Annotated in this window: 15 protein-coding genes; 3 read left to right on the plus strand and 12 right to left on the minus strand. The window is 67.5% G+C overall.

Going from position 1 to position 16,429, the window contains the following annotated elements:
* Positions 1-33 precede the first annotated feature (33 nt).
* A complete protein-coding gene (locus NWF34_RS19205) occupies positions 34-231 on the minus strand; it encodes a hypothetical protein (RefSeq protein ID WP_258325818.1) in 198 nt (65 codons plus the stop codon).
* A 192-nt stretch (positions 232-423) separates the two neighbouring features.
* On the opposite strand from NWF34_RS19205, the gene NWF34_RS19210 reads away from it, so the two are divergent.
* Together NWF34_RS19210 and NWF34_RS19215 are read left to right on the plus strand one after the other, a co-directional pair.
* Positions 424-2,088: an MFS transporter gene (locus tag NWF34_RS19210; RefSeq protein ID WP_258325819.1), complete on the plus strand. Its 1,665-nt coding sequence runs from the start codon at positions 424-426 to the stop codon at positions 2,086-2,088.
* A gap of 18 nt (positions 2,089-2,106) precedes the next feature.
* Positions 2,107-3,372 (plus strand): SLC13 family permease, encoded by a 1,266-nt coding sequence (locus NWF34_RS19215; protein ID WP_258325820.1) that lies wholly within the window; start codon positions 2,107-2,109, stop codon positions 3,370-3,372.
* A gap of 87 nt (positions 3,373-3,459) precedes the next feature.
* Here NWF34_RS19215 and NWF34_RS19220 read toward each other — a convergent pair whose 3' ends face one another.
* From NWF34_RS19220 to NWF34_RS19250, 7 genes are all read right to left on the minus strand, one after another.
* A complete protein-coding gene (locus NWF34_RS19220) occupies positions 3,460-5,091 on the minus strand; it encodes an acyl-CoA synthetase (RefSeq protein WP_258325821.1) in 1,632 nt (543 codons plus the stop codon).
* Between the two features lie 53 nt (positions 5,092-5,144).
* A complete protein-coding gene (locus NWF34_RS19225) occupies positions 5,145-6,317 on the minus strand; it encodes a lipid-transfer protein (protein WP_006435764.1) in 1,173 nt (390 codons plus the stop codon).
* On the minus strand, positions 6,317-6,775 hold the full coding sequence (locus tag NWF34_RS19230) for a MaoC family dehydratase (RefSeq protein ID WP_309148649.1): 459 nt from the start codon (positions 6,773-6,775) through the stop codon (positions 6,317-6,319). The genes NWF34_RS19225 and NWF34_RS19230 overlap by 1 nt, the downstream gene beginning before the upstream one ends.
* Entirely contained in the window at positions 6,772-7,794 is a 1,023-nt protein-coding gene (locus NWF34_RS19235) for a bifunctional MaoC family dehydratase N-terminal/OB-fold nucleic acid binding domain-containing protein (protein ID WP_258325822.1), read from the minus strand. The genes NWF34_RS19230 and NWF34_RS19235 overlap by 4 nt, the downstream gene beginning before the upstream one ends.
* The gene (locus tag NWF34_RS19240; RefSeq protein WP_258325823.1) at positions 7,791-8,954 is read right to left on the minus strand and encodes an acyl-CoA dehydrogenase family protein; all 1,164 of its coding nucleotides are present in this window, start codon (positions 8,952-8,954) and stop codon (positions 7,791-7,793) included. The genes NWF34_RS19235 and NWF34_RS19240 overlap by 4 nt, the downstream gene beginning before the upstream one ends.
* Positions 8,955-8,958: 4 nt before the next feature.
* A complete protein-coding gene (locus tag NWF34_RS19245; RefSeq protein ID WP_258325824.1) occupies positions 8,959-10,089 on the minus strand; it encodes an acyl-CoA dehydrogenase family protein in 1,131 nt (376 codons plus the stop codon).
* Between the two features lie 119 nt (positions 10,090-10,208).
* Entirely contained in the window at positions 10,209-12,395 is a 2,187-nt protein-coding gene (locus NWF34_RS19250; RefSeq protein WP_258325825.1) for an acyl-CoA dehydrogenase, read from the minus strand.
* A gap of 136 nt (positions 12,396-12,531) precedes the next feature.
* On the opposite strand from NWF34_RS19250, the gene kstR reads away from it, so the two are divergent.
* Positions 12,532-13,182 (plus strand): cholesterol catabolism transcriptional regulator KstR, encoded by a 651-nt coding sequence (gene kstR, locus NWF34_RS19255; protein ID WP_258325826.1) that lies wholly within the window; start codon positions 12,532-12,534, stop codon positions 13,180-13,182.
* A 21-nt stretch (positions 13,183-13,203) separates the two neighbouring features.
* On the opposite strand, the gene NWF34_RS19260 is transcribed toward kstR, so the two are convergent.
* The 4 genes from NWF34_RS19260 to NWF34_RS19275 all read right to left on the minus strand — a co-directional run bounded on the left by NWF34_RS19260 (position 13,204) and on the right by NWF34_RS19275 (position 16,366).
* On the minus strand, positions 13,204-13,665 hold the full coding sequence (locus NWF34_RS19260; RefSeq protein WP_258325827.1) for a MaoC/PaaZ C-terminal domain-containing protein: 462 nt from the start codon (positions 13,663-13,665) through the stop codon (positions 13,204-13,206).
* Complete coding sequence (locus tag NWF34_RS19265) at positions 13,662-14,672, minus strand: alpha/beta hydrolase family protein (RefSeq protein WP_258325828.1); 1,011 nt, start codon at positions 14,670-14,672, stop codon at positions 13,662-13,664. Before NWF34_RS19265 ends, NWF34_RS19260 begins: the two co-directional genes overlap by 4 nt.
* A 99-nt stretch (positions 14,673-14,771) precedes the next feature.
* Entirely contained in the window at positions 14,772-15,542 is a 771-nt protein-coding gene (locus tag NWF34_RS19270; protein ID WP_258325829.1) for an SDR family NAD(P)-dependent oxidoreductase, read from the minus strand.
* Between the two features lie 62 nt (positions 15,543-15,604).
* Positions 15,605-16,366 (minus strand): crotonase/enoyl-CoA hydratase family protein, encoded by a 762-nt coding sequence (locus NWF34_RS19275; RefSeq protein WP_258325830.1) that lies wholly within the window; start codon positions 16,364-16,366, stop codon positions 15,605-15,607.
* Positions 16,367-16,429 lie beyond the last annotated feature (63 nt).

Below are 16,429 nucleotides of genomic sequence, written 5' to 3' on the forward strand. Positions count from 1 at the left end.
CGGGGTAGACCCCCCGTCACGCGTCGTGGGCGGTCACCCCGCCGACGACGCGATGACGACGAGCGTCACGATGACGCCGATGAGCGCCGCCAGCATCGACAGCACACGCCAGACGTGGAGGCGCGCAGGCGAGACATCGGTGGTGTTCGTGGAAGCGATCGGGGTCGCGCCGGTACTGGGTACTGCAGCGGCGGACGCGACGGAGTTCGACGCGATGTGGGGTGAGGCCATGACCTGTCACCACTTTCGATTGTCCGGGGCCAACATCGACCTTTACAGCCTCAGGTACTGCAGTGATAAATGTGTCACAAGTTACCCACGTTGCGGTGGTTCACCCCACGCGTGTCGCGATAACGAAACCGCAACACGGAAATCGGCAACCCTGCAATCCTACGAGCCAGACACTGAAATCGGGGGCGGATCATGAGATTGCCGAACTACATCCGGATGGACGCACGCTCCGCCTGGCTCGTCCTCGTCTCGTGTCTGTCGGTGAGCATGGTGGTCGCCGCGATGGCGGCCCTCAACACCGCCCTCCCCGACATCGCCATCGACACCGGTGCCGATTCGGCCGAGATGACCTGGATCATCGACGGTTACACCCTCGCCCTCGCCGCGTTGCTGTTGCCGGCCGGGGCGATCGGTGACCGTTTCGGTCGTCGCGAGGTCCTCATCGTCGGGTTGGTGTTCTTCGGGTTGGCATCACTGGCCGCGATCTGGGTCGACGGGCCGACCCAACTGATCATCACGCGCTGCCTCGCCGGTGCGGCCGCCGCCCTGATCATGCCGACGACCTTGTCGCTCATCACCTCCGGGATGCCCGACGGCCAGCGGGCCGTCGGGATCAGCATCTGGTCGGCCGTCGCCGGCGGCGGTGCGATCGCCGGCTTCCTCGTGACCGGTGTGCTCCTCGAGTTCTTCTCCTGGCATTCGATCTTCATCACCTTCGCCGCCTCGTCCGCGGTGGCCGTTCTCCTCTGCTTCACCATCGGATCGTCGAAGGACAGCGATCCCGGACGCTTCGACATCCCCGGCAGCCTGTGCTCGGTCCTGGCGATCGCCGGCGTCGTGTTCGGCCTCCTGGAGGCCCCACACCGCGGGTGGGCCGATCCTCTCGTCCTCATCTGCCTGGTCGGCGGCATCCTCCTCGCCGCACTCTTCGTGTTCGTCGAACTGCGTTCGGCCTCACCGCTCTTCGACGTGCGTCTGCTCGGCAACCGGGCATTCGGATCGGGCTCGCTGTCGGTGGCCGTGCAGTTCCTGGCCTCGTTCGGCATGTTCTACCTGGTCCTGCAGTTACTGCAGTTGGTGTTCGGTTACTCGCCGCTGCAGTCGGCGGTCGCGCTGATGCCGTTCGTCGCCGGCGTCGGAGTGTTCTCACTGCTGTCGAACTGGGTGGCGGTGCGACTGGATTCGCTCAAGTACGTGATCGCGGCCGGCGCACTGCTGTCGGGTGCCGGCCTGATTGCGCTGGGTCTGATCCCGGTAGACAACTATTGGACGCTGGCCGCGATCCTGGCGGTGATCGCGATCGGGATCGGCCTCGCATCGGCGCCGGCCACCACCGCCATCATGTCGAACACCCCGCTGGACAATCAGGGCGTCGGGTCGGCGATCAACGACACCGCCCGCGAGATCGGGGCGGCCATCGGCATCGCGATCGCCGGGTCCATGGTCGCCGCGGGATACGAGTCGAGGATCGGGCCCACGGCCGACCTCGCCCGCGAGCAGCTCACCGCAGCCGGACAACAGCAGATCGCCGCGGGTGATCCCACGGGCGGGCAGGCCACCATCGCCCAGGCCGAACAAGCAGGCACTCTCATCGAGCGGTCTCTCGCCGAGGCCACCGTCGTCGTCGACAAGCTCTCCGCACAGTCCGCGGAACTCGCGCAGAAGATCGCCGACGGCAGCCGGGCCGCTTTCGACGCACCGATGGAGCAGGCGTCACTGATTCTCGGCGGCATCATGCTCGTGAGTTCCGCAGTTCTGTTCTGGCTGACGCCACGCCGCGTCGTCGAAGGCCCCGTCATCATCGTCCGCACCGGTGACCGCGGTCCCGATCTCGACGACACGTTCGCCCGCGACTGATCGCGTAACCTGTCTGCGGTGCTCACCGTGGACAGCATCGCCGGCTGCCTCACCGGCATCGCTGCCCTCGTGGTGGTGATCATCGCAACCCTTGGCGCGCAGCGTGTCCCGGCGGTCGTGGTGGCCGCACCGGTGGCGGCACTGCTCATCCTGCTCGGCCTGACGGACCTCGGCGCCGCGGCCGCCGAGGTCACCACCATGGCCCCGACCATCGGCTTCCTCGCCGCGATGCTGGTCGTCGCGGATGTCTGCGCCCGGGAAGGCGTCTTCACCTGGGTCGGGACGGTCCTCGCCGGATGGAGCCGATCCTCACCGCGTCGTCTGCTGCGCATCGTGTTCGTCGCCGCGGCGGTGACCACGGCCATCCTCAGCCTCGATACGACGATCGTGTTGCTGACGCCGGTCGCCGTCGCGACCGCCAGGCACATCGGTGCGCGGGTCACGCCGATCGCGTTCTCGAGCGCTCATCTGGCCAACACCGCGTCGACCCTGCTACCGGTCTCCAACCTGACGAACCTGCTGGCGTTCTCGGCCACCGGTCTCGGCTTCCTCGGTTTCACCGGCGTGATGCTGGCCCCGTGGATCGCCGCGATCGTCGTCGAATACCTGATCTTCCGGTGGTACTTCGCCGGCGAGTTGCGGAGTCCCACACCCGAAGCGGCGAGCCGTGAACCCCAACCGCAGGCTCGGCGCCCGACGGTGCTGCTGATGGGGCTGGCCGTGCTGCTCGTCGCGTTCGTCGTGGCCGAGCCGTTCGGAGTGCCGCTCGCCGCGGTCGCCGGGGTGGGCGCCGTGTTGTTCACGCTGCCCGCGCTGTTCCGCTCCCCGGCCGCCACGCTGCGCAACACGATCACCGCGGTGAACATCCCGTTCCTGGGGTTCGTCGCCACGCTCGGCGTCGTCATCCTCCCGGTACGCGACGGCCCGCTCGGCGACTGGATCGGCGGACTCATCCCGTCGTCGTCGACGCTGCTCGGCATCCTGCTGGTCGCCGTACTCGCCGCTGTCCTCGCGAACCTGGTCAACAACCTCCCGGCAACGCTGCTGCTGATCCCGCTGGTGGCACACGATCCCGGCCTGGTCCTGGCGATGCTCCTCGGCGTGAACATCGGCCCGAACCTGGCCTACTTCGGATCACTGGCCAACCTGCTGTGGCGAGAGATCATGCACCGGGACGTCGCCGCCCCGACCTCGCGGGAGTACCTGCGGCTCGGAGCGATCACCGTCCCGGCGACGCTGGGTGTCGCGGTGCTCGCGCTGTGGGTGTCTTTGCAGCTCACCTGAGCCCCCCACAAATCCACCACTAATCGGCAAACGCACCCCCTGAGCAGGGGGTGCGTTTGCCGAAAAAGGGTGGGTTTGCGGAGCGGGTCAGACCGGGGTGCTCTCCTTGGCCGCCTCCGCCTTGGCCCAGCGGTAGTCGGCCTTGCCCGCCGGGGTGCGCTTGACCTCGTCGACGAAGACCACGGTGCGCGGGACCTTGTAGCGGGCGAGGGTTTCGCGGCAGTGATCCTGGATCGCCTCGAGCGACGGTTCTTCGGCACCCTCCGCCAGCGCGATCACCGCGGCGACCCGCTGGCCGTACTTCTCGTCGGGCACCGGGACCACGAGCGCGTCGGCGATCGCCGGATGCGCGTGCAGCGTGGCCTCGACCTCTTCGGCGTAGACCTTCTCGCCACCGGTGTTGATGCACTGCGAGCCGCGGCCGAGGAAGACGATCGAGCCGTCGGCCTCGACGGTTCCCATGTCCCCCAGGATCGAGATCCGGGTGCCATCCGGCAGTGTCGGGAAGGTCTTCGCGGTCTTCTCCTCGTCCTTGTAGTAGCCGAGGGGCACGTTGCCGATGCGCGCGATGTAGCCGACGTCGCCCGACCCCGGCTCGATCTTGTTGAGCCGCTCGTCGACGACCATCATGCGATCGGTCGGCGGCACCTTCAGGTTGCCGTTGTCGTCCATCATGATCTCGCCGTCGTTGCCCGACTCCGACGCACCGAAGTTGTCGCGCAGCACCAGATCCGGCTTCACGGCGAGCATGCGGTCGCGCACGTGCTGCGACCAGATGGCGCCACCGGAGGTGATGGAGAACATCGACGACAGGTCCACGTCGTCCTTGCGCTTCTCCAGTTCTTCCACGAGCGGCATGCCCATGGCGTCGCCCACGATGAGGACGATGTTGACCTTCTCCTTCTCGACCTCGGTGACGATGGCCGCCGGGTCGAAGTCGCGCTGGATGACCAGGCGACCGCCGAGGGTGAAGAACGTGAACAGCGAGTACGACGCCGCACCGTGCATGAGCGGGGCCGCCAGCAGGAAGGCGATGGACGGGAAATCCTTGACCGCCGTGCCGATCTCCTCGAGGTCCTTGCGGGGATCACCGTAGGGATTACCACCGGAGAGCGGCTTGCGGAAGAAGTCGTCGTGCTGCCACATGACGCCCTTGGGGTAGCCGGTGGTGCCACCGGTGTAGAGCAGGTACAGCTCTTCGCCGTTGCGCGGTTCGAAGTCCCGGTTGTCCGGCTTGGACTCCGCGTCGGCGAAGGACACGATCTCCACCGTGCGGCCGTCGGGCAGGTCGGCGGCGGCAGCGGTCAGTTCTTCGAGAACGTCACCGATCACGAACACCGTTCGGACAGTCGGGGTCTCGGCGAGCAGCTCGGCGACGCTGCGCTGATGTTCGGGGAGTTCGACGACGATCGCACGCGAATCGGAGTTGTCGAAGATGTACTGGAGTTCGGCGTTGGTGTACCGGTAGTTGATGTTGACCGGCACGGCGCGGACCTTCAGCAGACCGAGCAGGCTGGTGACGTGCTCGACGCTGTTCTTGAGGAACAGGGCCACATTGTCGAAGGCGCCGATCCCGGCGCCCGCGAACAGGTGTGCCACCTGGTTGGAGAGCCGGTCGAGTTCGCCGTAGCTGATCTGGCGACCCTGGTAGCTGAGCGCGATCCGCTCGGGCACCGAATCGGCGACCGTCTCGAAGACATCGGCGAGGTTGAACTTCATCGTGCGCTCTCCTTGTTGCGGAAGTAGTCGTGATTCGGTGCTCGGATCGGCGCTCATGCGGTCAGCACCAATCCACTTGTGGGGACTCCGGTTCCGGCGGTGACGACGACCTTCTCGGCGCCGTCGACCTGATTGACCGAGGTGCCCCGGAGCTGGCGGACGGCTTCGGCGATGCCGTTCATGCCGTGGATGTAGGCCTCGCCGAGCTGGCCGCCGTGGGTGTTGAGCGGCAGCCGGCCACCCACCTCCAGGGCCCCGGGCTCCCGAACGAGGTCCTTGGCCTCACCGCGTCCGCAGAAGCCCAGCTCTTCGAGCTGGAGCAGCGTGTACGGCGTGAAGTGGTCGTAGAGGACGGCCATGTCCATGTCCTCGGGACCGAGGCCGGACTGCGACCAGAGCTGGCGTCCGACGAGACCCATCTCGGGCAACGACGCCAGCTCGTCGCGGTAGTAGCTGGTCATGATGTACTGGTCCGCCGCGGAGCCGGCCGCCGCCGCGGAGATCACGGCGGGCCGGTTCGGCAGATCCTTGGCACGCTCGGCCGACACGATCACCAGTGCGACACCGCCATCGGACTCCTGGCAGCAGTCGAGCAGATGCAACGGCTCGGCGATGTACCGCGAGTTCTGATGATCCTCGAGAGTGATCGGCTTCTCGTAGAAGAAGGCGTCGGGATTGACCGCGGCGTGTTTGCGATCGACGACCGCGATCCGGCCGAAATCCGCACTGGTGGCGCCGTAGTCGTGCATGTATCGCTGGGCGATCATCGCGACGAATGCCGCCGGCGTCGACAACCCGTGCGGATAACTGAAGGCGTTCTCGGTGCCCGAGGAGTTCTCCTGGTTGGCGACCGCCGAATTCACCTGTCCGAACCGCAGTCCCGACCGTTCGTTGAATGCGCGGTAGGCGACGACGACGTCGGCGACTCCGGTCGCCACCGCCATCGCGGCCTGCTGGACGGTCGCGCATGCGGCGCCGCCGCCGTAATGAATCCGGGAGAAGTAGGTCAGCTCGGGGATTCCGACGGCACGGGCCACCGAGATCTCGCTGTTGGTGTCCATGGTGAACGTGACGAGACCGTCGACGTCGGCCGGGGTGAGACCCGCGTCGGCGATCGCCGCCGACACCGCCTCGGCCGCGAGCCGCAGCTCGCTCCGGCCGGAGTCCTTGGAGAACTCGGTGGCCCCGATGCCGGCGATCGCCGCCTGTCCGGACAGCCCGCCCATCAGTGCCCCTCACCTTGCGTCGTCGCGTGTTGATTCGCCGCCGAGGAGCCCTCGCCGATGGTGAGGGTCACGGTCGAGATGACGTGCTTGCCGAGCGAATTGGTTCCGGTGACGGCGACCGTCAGCAGGCCGTCGTCCGCGATCTCGGTGACCTCACCGGTGAAGGTGACCGAATCGTAGGCGTACCACGGCACACCCAGTTTCAGTGCGATCGAACGGATTCGGGCGGTGGGACCGGCCCAGTCGGTGACGAACCGTTCGACCAGGCCGGTGTCGGTCAGGATGTTGACGAAGATGTCCTTGGACCCCTTGGCCTGCGCCAGATCGCGGTCGTGATGGACGTCCTGGAAGTCGCGGGTCGCGAGTGCCGTGGCGACGACGAAGGTCGGGGTCGCGTCGATGACCAACGGCGGCAACGTGGTTCCTCCGCTCACCACCGGAGTGGCAACACTGGTCACGATTCTCCCCCTTCACTCACCGGTTCCCACGCGTACAGCGTCCACGCCGGTGTTCCGGCGTCGTCTCGGGCGGGGAAGTCCAGGAACGTCACCCGTACCGGCATCCCGATCGTGACGTCTTCCGGTGCGACGCCGCGCAGTTCACCCAGCATCCGCACCCCCTCGTCGAGTTCGACGAGAGCGACGACGAACGGCAACTGCCGGCCGGGGACCTTCGGCGCCCGGTGGACGACGAAGCTGTAGACGGTTCCGGTTCCCGACGCGACGACGTAGTCGGTCTCCGGCACCGAACCGTCGGCCTCGCGCGGCTTCCAGGTCGCCGGGACCGGTGGATGGCGCAGAATGCCGTCTCCGTCGCGCTGGATGCGCAGTTCGTGCGCGGCCACGCCCTCCCAGAAGAACGCCGTGTCGCGCGAGACGCTCGGCTTGAGCAGCTTCGCCGGGTCGAGGTCATCGGGAGCCGACGGCACCGGCTCAGGCGCAGCGGCCTTCGCCGCCGGACGGAACTTCAGGATGCGGAAACGCATCTCCGCCACGACTTCTTCCTCGACGGACCACACGTTGCGGGTGGTGAAGAACCAGCCCTCGCCGAGGGCGGTGTTCTTGGGTCCGACGACCTCGACGAGTTCAGCGGACAGCGACACCTCTTCGCCCGGTCGGGTGTAGCGGTGATAGACGGTGTCGCAGTTGGTCGCGACCACCGAGGTGAAACCCGCCTCGTCGAAGAGCTGGGTCGCGCGGCCGAGCGGATCGTCGGCGGTGCGAGATCCGTTGAGTCCGCGCATCGTCCACACCTGGGCCATGGCCGGCGGTGCGACCACGCCCGGATGTCCGGCGGCGCGTGCCGCGGCATCGTCGACATAGATGGGGTTCTCATCACCCATCGCCTCGACCCAGTTGTTGATCATCGGCTGGTTGATGGGATCGCGTCCACGTACCGGTGCGCTCGCACCCGAGTCCATGATCTGCTGGGCGGCAACACGGATCGCCTCGTCGCCGGCCGGCTCGGGTGCGCTCATCGCTTGGCTCGCGGGAGTCCGAGTCCGGCGGTGGCGATCATGTCGCGCATGACCTCGTTGACCCCGCCGCCGAAGGTGATGACCACGTGGCGCTTCTGCTGGACGTCGAGCCAGTCGACGAACGCCGCGGTCTCCGGATCGGTGAAATCGCCGTAGCGCCCCACGATCTCGTTGGCCATGCGGCACACCGTCTGGATGCGCTCGGTGGAGAACACCTTGGTCGCGGCGGCGTCGGCCATGGAGATCGCCTCGCCGGTGGAGGCGACCTGCCAGTTGAGCAGCTCGTTGATCCGGCCGTAGGCGTCGATGGTGGCCAGCGCCCGACGCACGTCCGGGTGCTTGGCGATGACGGTGCCGTCGGGTCCCGGTCGCTGGGCCCAGGCACGCAGCCGCGCCGCCAGGCCGTCGATGCGTCCGGCCGGGCCGAGCATGACGCGTTCGTGGTTGAGCTGGGTGGTGATCAGCTTCCAGCCGTCGCCCTCCTCGCCCACTCGCATGGAGACCGGGACCTTCACGTCCTGGTAGTACGTGGCGTTCACGTGGTGGGCGCCGTCGGCGGTGATGATCGGGGTCCAGGAGAACCCGGGATCCCTGGTGTCCACGATGAGGATCGAGATGCCCTTGTGCTTGGGCGCATCCTTGTCGGTCCGCACCGCGAGCCAGATGTAATCGGCGTCGTGCCCACCCGTGGTGAAGATCTTCTGCCCGTTGACCACATAGTGGTCGCCGTCGAGGACCGCGCTCGTGGTGAGCGACGCCAGGTCGGTGCCGGCCTCGGGTTCGGTGTAGCCGATGGCGAAGTGCACGTCGCCGGCAAGGATCGCGGGCAAGAACTTCCGCTTCTGCTCCTCGGTGCCGTGCACCTGGAGGGTCGGGCCGACCGTCTGCAGCGTGACCGAGGGCAGCGGGACATCGGCGCGGACGGCCTCGTTGGTGAAGATCTGCTGTTCGATCTCACCGAACCCCTTGCCGCCGAACTCCTTCGGCCACCCCACGCCGAGCCAGCCGTCGTCGCCCATGCGCTTGATGACCTTGCGGTACGCCGGTCCGTGGCGCTCGGTCAGCATGATCTCCGCCTCGTCGGGAGTGACGAGATCGGCGAAATACTCCCGGAGTTCTTCGCGTAGCGCGCGCTGTTCGGGCGTCAGATCGATGAACATGTGCTCACCCCTGTGCTCGGTCGGCCGGGGCAGCGCCCTCGGTGATGTCGGCGAGTTCGTCGAGCCGCACGGCGGCACCACCCACCAGGCGGGCGAGGTCCTTGGCGATGGAGAAGTACCGGTGCAGCGGATAGGTGATGTCCACACCGATGCCGCCGTGCAGGTGGGTCATCGTCCGCAGCGTCGGTGGGATCTCCTCGGCCAGCCAGTAGGCGGCGATACCGAGATCGGTTGCGGCGTCGAGCCCTTCGGACAACCGCCACGCCGCCGCGGTGGTCGACAGCTCCATCGACCGTCCGATGACGTAGACGTCGGCGAGTTGCTGTCCGACGGCCTGGAACAACGCGATCGGCTTGCCGAACTGTTCGCGAGTCGAGACGTGGTCGGCGGTGAGCCGGGTCGCGCCCGCGACGAGACCGTCGGCGTAGGCACAGAGCGCCAGACGGTAACGGTCCCGCAGGACCGACAACTCACGGCTGATGACGTCGGCGTCGTCGACCGGGACGTCGTCGAAGGTAACTGTGTATTCGCCCCACCCACTCGACGCCGGAGTGCGCGTGAGCGTGACACCGTCGGAGGCCGGGGAGACGGCCACGACGCCGGCGTCGGATGTGACGAGCAGGACCGAGGCGCCCTCGGCGTGCAGGACCCCGACCTTGGTGCCGTTCAGTCGCCCACCCCGGACGCTGGTCTGGGGAGTCGGTGTCAGCGGGTCGCCGTGTTCGCCGATCGCGATGGCCGCCCACCGGCCACCCGTCAGCGACTCGCCCCATCGCGACCAGACATCGGCAACGTTCTCGGGGGACCCGGCCTTCGCGAAGACGAGGGCTGCGGTCAGTGTTCCCAGTGCCGGCGTCACCGCGGCGGCACGCCCCATGCGTCGGAACAGCGGGAGGAGTCCCGCCTCGTCGACCTCGTCACCGTCACGGTCGGCCGGCAGCGGCAACGCGAGCAGCCCGGCGTCGACGAGCGCCCGCCAGGTCTCGGCGTCGAAGCCCCCGACCTGATCGCCTGTACCCGCCTCACCGGAACCCCGCTTGCCGAGGGTCGACTCCCAGTCGGGTTGTCGTCGTGCGAACACGTCCTCCGCGACGTCGCGGACCGCAACCGCCGTACCTTCCAGGGCAAAGTCCACCCTGTGTCTCCTCACCATGCGCGAACTACAGAACTAGAACTTGTTCTAGTTGTATCAGAGTCCCCGCACCAGAGGGTAGAGATCGCGTTTTATCTGCGGTTTGGGGCCGATGGGACCGGTCAGCCGCGAGGCAAACCGAGAATGCGTTCCGCAGCCGCGGTCTTCAGGATCTGCGTGGTCCCACCGGCGATCGACAGGCAACGATTCTGGAGGACGGCGTCCGACGCCTCGGTGGCCGCCAGGCCCTGTACGCCGAGGAGTCGTAGCGCGAGATCGGGCACCGACTGTCGGTGCTGGACGCCGATGAGCTTGCGGACGCTGGACAGCGCGCCCGGGTCGAGTCCGGCGAGCTGCTGCGTCGCGGCCCGGGCGTCGAGGACCCGGCCGACATGGGCATCGGCGAACTGACCGCCGAGGGCCGCACGTTCGGCGTCGGTCAGCTCACGCCTCATGCCCTGCACCTGCCGCAGCAGTGACTCCATCTCCTTGCCGAGACCCGACCCGCCCATCGCCACGCGTTCGTTCGCGAGGGTGGTGCGCGCCAGCCGCCAGCCGTTGTCCACCTCGCCGACCACACAGTCGTCGGGCACGACGACCTCGTCGAGGAAGACCTCGTTGAAGTTGGCGCGACCGGTCAGCTCGCGAAGCGGCCGGATGTCGATACCCGGCGAGGACATGTCGACGAGGAAGTAGGTGATGCCCTTGTTCTTCGGCGCCTCGGCGTCGGTGCGGGCCAGGCAGATCGCCCACTGCGCGTTGTGCGCCTGTGAGGTCCAGATCTTCTGGCCGGACAGTTTCCAGCCGCCGTCGACGCGCTCCGCCTTCGTGCGCAACGCCGCGAGATCCGAACCCGCCTCCGGCTCGCTGAACAGCTGGCACCAGACGATCTCGCCGGCGAGGGTCGGGGCGACGAAGCGTTCACGCTGCGCGTCGGTGCCGTGGGACAGGATCGTCGGGATCGCCCAGGCACCGATGACGAGATCGGGCCGGACGACGCCGGCCGCGTCGAGTTCGGTGTCGATGAGCAGCTGCAGCGCGGCGTCGGCGCCGAGACCGTACGGCTTCGGCCAGTGCGGGGTCAGATAGCCGGTCTCGGCGAGAACGCGCCGCTGGTCGTCGGCGTCGACCTCCGCGATGCGGGCGACGGTGGCGCGGACCTCGTCGCGCTGGTCCTCGACCTGCGAGAGGTCGAGCGCGAATCGTCGGCGCGCCCCCGCGAGACCCCGGTCGGCGAGTGTCGTGGCGGCGTGACGCGCGCTGTCCAGAGCGGCCTGGGCCGCGAGCGCGGACCGGAGGTAGAGATGCGCGTCGTGTTCGAAGGTGAACCCGATGCCGCCGAGCACCTGGATGCAGTCCTTGGCCGTGGCCGCCGGGGCTTCCGCCACGACGACGTCGGCCGCGAGCCGGCTGATCTCGAGTTGCTCGCGCGCGGAGTCGGTGTCACCGTCGGACGCGGTGAGCACATCGTCGACCGCACCGGCCACGTCCCAGGCGACCGCCGTGACCTCTTCGCTGCGGCAGAGCATCTCGGCGCAGATGTGTTTGATCGCCTGGAAGGAGCCGATCGGCACACCGAACTGCGTACGGACCTTGGCGTAGTCGACGGCGGTGTCGAGAGCCCAGCGGGTGACCCCGCTCTGATACGCCGCGAGCGTCGCCGAGAGCAGTCCCTCGACGAGCGGCGCGTCGGGCAGTTCGACGAGGTCGTCCGCCGTGACTCCGGACAGTTGCACGCGGGCCACCGAGGTGGTGCCGTCGAGCGGTGCCTCCGGCGCGATGTCGGCGTTGCCGACTGCCGGCGGGATGACCCACCAGCGGCCGTTCCGCCCCGGGACGTCGAGCGCCGCCAGGACCGCAACCCCTTCGGCGTAGCCCCCGACGAGTCCGAGGTCGAGCGTGTCGGACAGCGGGGCGCCGGCCCCACCGGTGTGACTCACGATCGGCGTCACCACGGGGACCGCACCTTCGAGTACACGGTCGAGCAGGTCCTGCGCCCGCGCATCGGAGCTGGTGGAGAGCGCGATCGCGGCGGTCACCGTCGGCGCGATGGGCCCGGGGACCAGCTCGATGCCACACTGTTCGACCATGGCCGCCACGTCGACGAAGCCCGCTCCGAGCCCACCGGCCGCCTCCGGCACCGCGGCCGCGAACACCCCGAACTCCGCGAGCCGGCCGAACAGCTGATTCCACTGATCGCGCGGTTTGTCGATGTCGGAGCGGACGAGTCCGGTCACCTTCACGGCGCGCGCCCAGGACTCGATGCTGTGGCATACCGCGATTTGCTCGGAAGACGTGGCGATTGTCACGAGTGATCCTCTGTATGTCGAGTTGTGAGGAATAATTAGAACCTGTTCTAATATGCCATGGGTGGAGGTGATCGGGTAGCCACCCGTGTTCCTCGCCTACCCGATCGCCGATCACGTGAAGGATGTTCGAAAGCACATGGCCCGCTCTGCACCAGGCAATGCCGCGGTCGAGACCCCAACCGGAACCTCGACCCCAGCCGCGTCGCCCGAAGCCGGTTCCACCGCGCAGCGCGAACGTCGTCGCCGCATCCTCGACGCGACTCTCGCCCTCGCCTCCAAGGGCGGCTACGACGCCGTCCAGATGCGCACCGTCGCCGACAAGGCCGACGTCGCGGTCGGCACGCTCTACCGCTACTTCCCTTCCAAGGTCCACCTGCTGGTGACCGCGCTGGCGCGTGAATTCGAGCGCGTCGAGTCGAAGGTCGACCGCTCACAATTGCGGGGCGACACCGCAATCGACCGTCTGCGCCACGTCCTGGACATGATCACGTTCGCGATGCAGCGCGACCCGCTGCTCACCGAGGCGATGACCCGGGCCTTCATGTTCGCCGACGCGTCGGCGACCGCCGAGGTCGATCAGGTCGCCGGCATCATCGACCGGCTCCTCGCCGGCGCCATCGTCGACGAAGGCGAGCCGACCGAAGAGGATCTCGCGATCGCCCGCGTGCTCTCCGATGTGTGGATGTCGAACCTCGTGCAGTGGCTGACCCGACGCGCGTCGGCCACCGACGTCACCAATCGTCTCGAACTGACCGTCCGGCTGCTGCTCAAGGACCGCGCCAGCTGAGCTGAGCCCGGCACGGACCTCTCAGGGTGCGGCTTTCGGCCGGGCGTGCACATATGCCTCGACGACGGTCCGCATCACCGGCTTGCCGGCCACGTTGACGAGTTCCGAGGTGGACGTGACGAGCGCCCGGTCGCGGTCGTCGAATTCGACGGCGTCGATGGTCAGCGAGCCCGTCAACGTGTCGCCGGGACGCACCGGCCGCAGGAAGACGACATCGGCAAGACGCTTGCCCGCGATGACCTTCCAGCGATACAGGACCGAGGTGACGGCGAGCTTCTGGTAGATCGACATCGTGTGCAGTCCGCTCGCGATGAGCCCGCCGTAGGCGCCGGCCTCGGCCGCGTTCTTGTCCGTGTGGAAGTCCTGTGGGTCCCAGGTCCGCGCGAAGTCGAGCAGTTCTTCTTCGGTCACGTGGTGCGTGCCGAACCGGAAGACCTGTCCGGCCTCGAGGTCGTCGGCCCACAGTCGATCGGGTTCGCTCACTTCAGGTCGTTGGCGATCATCGGCCAGGTGGTCTTGAGGTCGCGCTCCCAGTAACCCCAGGAATGCGTGCCGTCGGGACGGAACAGAACCTTGTGCGGGACCTTCAGCGCGCGCATGCGCTGCGCCATCTGCTTGGTGCACTCGTTGACCGCGGCTTCGATGACCCCACCGACGACCACCTGGCTGGCAAGCGTGAAGGGATCCCCGGCGACCAGCGGGGCCTCGAGACGGTCGTACCACCCGGGAAGTCCGGTGCCACTGGTCATGTAGACCTTGGTTCCGCGCAACTTCGCGGCATTGATGTACGGGTCGTTCTTGCGCCAGCCCGCCGAACCGATCGGGCCCCACATGTTGTCGACGTTGCCCATGCCGCGGTCGGCGACGACCATCCGAATGTACGTCTGCCCCAGCGGGTCACTGGTGCGGGCGCAACCGCTGTAGGCGGCGACCGACTTGTAGAGCCTGGGTGCGGCGATGGCGAGGTTCAGCACCGATGTACCGGCCATCGAGATGCCGGCGATCGCGTTCTTCCTCGTGGTGTTGAATTCCTTGTCCACCAACGGGGGAAGTTCTCGGGTCAGGAACGTCGTCCATTTGTTGCGGCCGAGGACCGGGTCGTCACGCTGCCAGTCCGTGTAGTACGAGAACGCACCGCCGATGGGCGTCACCACGTTGACCTGCTTGTCGCGGAAGAACTTCGCGTACTGCGTCTTCGCCGCCCAGGTCGCCGAGTCCTCGCCGCCACCGGCCCCGTTGAGGAGGTAGAGCGTCGGACGCGGCTTGGTCTGGTTGTTGGGGCGCAGAACATTCACCGGGACCAGTCGGCGCATCGCAGCCGAGTAGACGATCAGCGTCGTCTGGTTGGCCGAATCGTGGATGACGGTGTCGATCCGGGCGCGATTCGGGTCGGGCGCCGGTGCGGCAAGCGCCGCCGGTGCCCATCCGGTCGCCGCCACCGCGACGGCACACGCGACGACACTCAGTCGCCTCTTCCACGAGGAACGCACCAGTAGCCCCTTTTGTTAACAATGTTCTCAGACGTAACAAAGGTAGCCGAGATCGGCGGGACGTCCCAAGCGGAGACGGTCGTCGTTAGGCGTTTGTGATCAGCGCGGCTGGAACCGCTGCGCTCCGTCGAGGCGCACGATCTCCCCGTTGATGTAGCCGTTCTCCAGCAGATGCTGCGCCAGCGCCGCGAATTCGTCGGGGAGACCGAGTCGCTTGGGGTAGGGCACACCCGCGGCGAACTTGGTGAGCGCCTCCTCCCCCATCGACTCCATGATCGGCGTGCGCATCGTGCCGGGAGCGATGGTGTTCAGGCGCACCGCAACCGAGCCGAGATCGCGCGCGCCCGACAGGGTGAGACCCATGACGCCGGCCTTGGCGGCGGCGTAGGCGGTCTGCCCGATCTGACCCTCGTAACCGGCGATCGAACTGGTCATCACGATCGCACCGCGCTCACCGGACTCCTTGGGCTCGCCGGCGGCGAGCTTCGCCGCGGTGAGACGCAGGACGTTGTAGGTTCCGGTGAGATACAGGTTGAGGGTCTTGACGAACCCCTTCATCTCTGCGGGCGAACCGTCGCGATTGACGATCCGCTGTGCCACACCGAAACCGCCGTGCGCGATGACCGCATAACGCAGGACGCCGAGTTCGCTCGCCTGATCGAGCGCGGCGTCCACCGAATCGTCGTCGAGCACGTCGGTGCGCGCGTAGACCGCCCGCTCGCCCAGTTCTTCCGCGAGTTCCTTCGCCGGCCGGTCGGCCAGGTCGGCGATCACGACCGACGCACCGGCGGCATGCAGACGCCGCACCGTCGCCGCGCCGAGTCCACCGGCACCGCCCGTCACCAGTACGACTTCACCCTCAAACGACATCTGTTCTCCTCAAATCGATCTCATGGTCAGATTGACAGCGGGCAGTTGACTGCGGACGACGCTCAGGCGCCGGTCCATTCGGGCTTGCGCTTCTCCGCGAACGCGCGGGCACCCTCGATCGCGTCCTTCGAGGTGAAGACCGGCGCCAGCAATTCGCCCTGACGGTCCCACTTCTCGTCGTCGCTCCACGATTCCGACTCGGCGATGATCCGCTTGGTGATGGCGACGGCCAGCGGGCCGTTCTCGGTGATGCGCTCGGCAAGGGCGAGAGCACCGTCCAGCGCACCACCCTCGTCGGTGAGGACATTGACGAAGCCCCAGTCCGCAGCCTGCTCGGCGGTGAAGTTGTCGCCGGTGAGCGCCAGCTCGAGGGCCTTCTGGTACGGGATCTTCCTGGGCAGGCGCAGGAGTCCGCCGGCACCGGCGACAAGTCCGCGCTTGACCTCGGGGATGCCGAACTTCGCCGACTTCGACGCGACGACGAGGTCGGTGGCGAGGACCAGTTCGGTTCCGCCGGCGAGCGCGAACCCCTCGACGGCCGCGATGACCGGCTTGGTCGGCGGCTTCTGCGTGAAGCCCAGCCCGCGCCCTTCGATGGCCACCGACTCACCGGCGGCGAACGCCTTCAGATCCATTCCGGCGCAGAAGTTCCCACCAGCACCGGTCAGGATGGCGACCGACAGCTCCGGACTATTGTCGAGCTCGTCCATCGCGTCGGCGAGCGACTGACTCACCTCGTGATTGATCGCGTTGCGCGCCTGCGGCCGGTTGATCGTGATGACGAGGATGCGCCCCCGGCGCTCCACGAGAACTGCGTCGGACATTGTCGCTGACCCCTCACCGATTCGACGATCGCTGCGAACGCGCTCACGCGGAATCGGGCGGCG

It is taken from the genome of Gordonia sp. GONU, assembly GCF_024733855.1.
GTDB classification, from domain to species: domain Bacteria; phylum Actinomycetota; class Actinomycetes; order Mycobacteriales; family Mycobacteriaceae; genus Gordonia; species Gordonia amicalis.

Excerpts from the sequence above, each read along its gene's own strand:
- NWF34_RS19210 (WP_258325819.1), top strand. The coding sequence starts at position 424 with ATGAGATTGCCGAACTACATCCGGATGGACGCACGCTCCGCCTGGCTC.
- kstR (WP_258325826.1), top strand. The coding sequence starts at position 12,532 with ATGGCCCGCTCTGCACCAGGCAATGCCGCGGTCGAGACCCCAACCGGA.
- NWF34_RS19205 (WP_258325818.1), bottom strand. The coding sequence starts at position 231 with ATGGCCTCACCCCACATCGCGTCGAACTCCGTCGCGTCCGCCGCTGCA.
- NWF34_RS19240 (WP_258325823.1), bottom strand. The coding sequence starts at position 8,954 with ATGTTCATCGATCTGACGCCCGAACAGCGCGCGCTACGCGAAGAACTC.
- NWF34_RS19220 (WP_258325821.1), bottom strand. The coding sequence starts at position 5,091 with ATGAAGTTCAACCTCGCCGATGTCTTCGAGACGGTCGCCGATTCGGTG.
- NWF34_RS19275 (WP_258325830.1), bottom strand. The coding sequence starts at position 16,366 with ATGTCCGACGCAGTTCTCGTGGAGCGCCGGGGGCGCATCCTCGTCATC.
- NWF34_RS19235 (WP_258325822.1), bottom strand. The coding sequence starts at position 7,794 with ATGAGCGCACCCGAGCCGGCCGGCGACGAGGCGATCCGTGTTGCCGCC.
- NWF34_RS19225 (WP_006435764.1), bottom strand. The coding sequence starts at position 6,317 with ATGGGCGGGCTGTCCGGACAGGCGGCGATCGCCGGCATCGGGGCCACC.
- NWF34_RS19270 (WP_258325829.1), bottom strand. The coding sequence starts at position 15,542 with ATGTCGTTTGAGGGTGAAGTCGTACTGGTGACGGGCGGTGCCGGTGGA.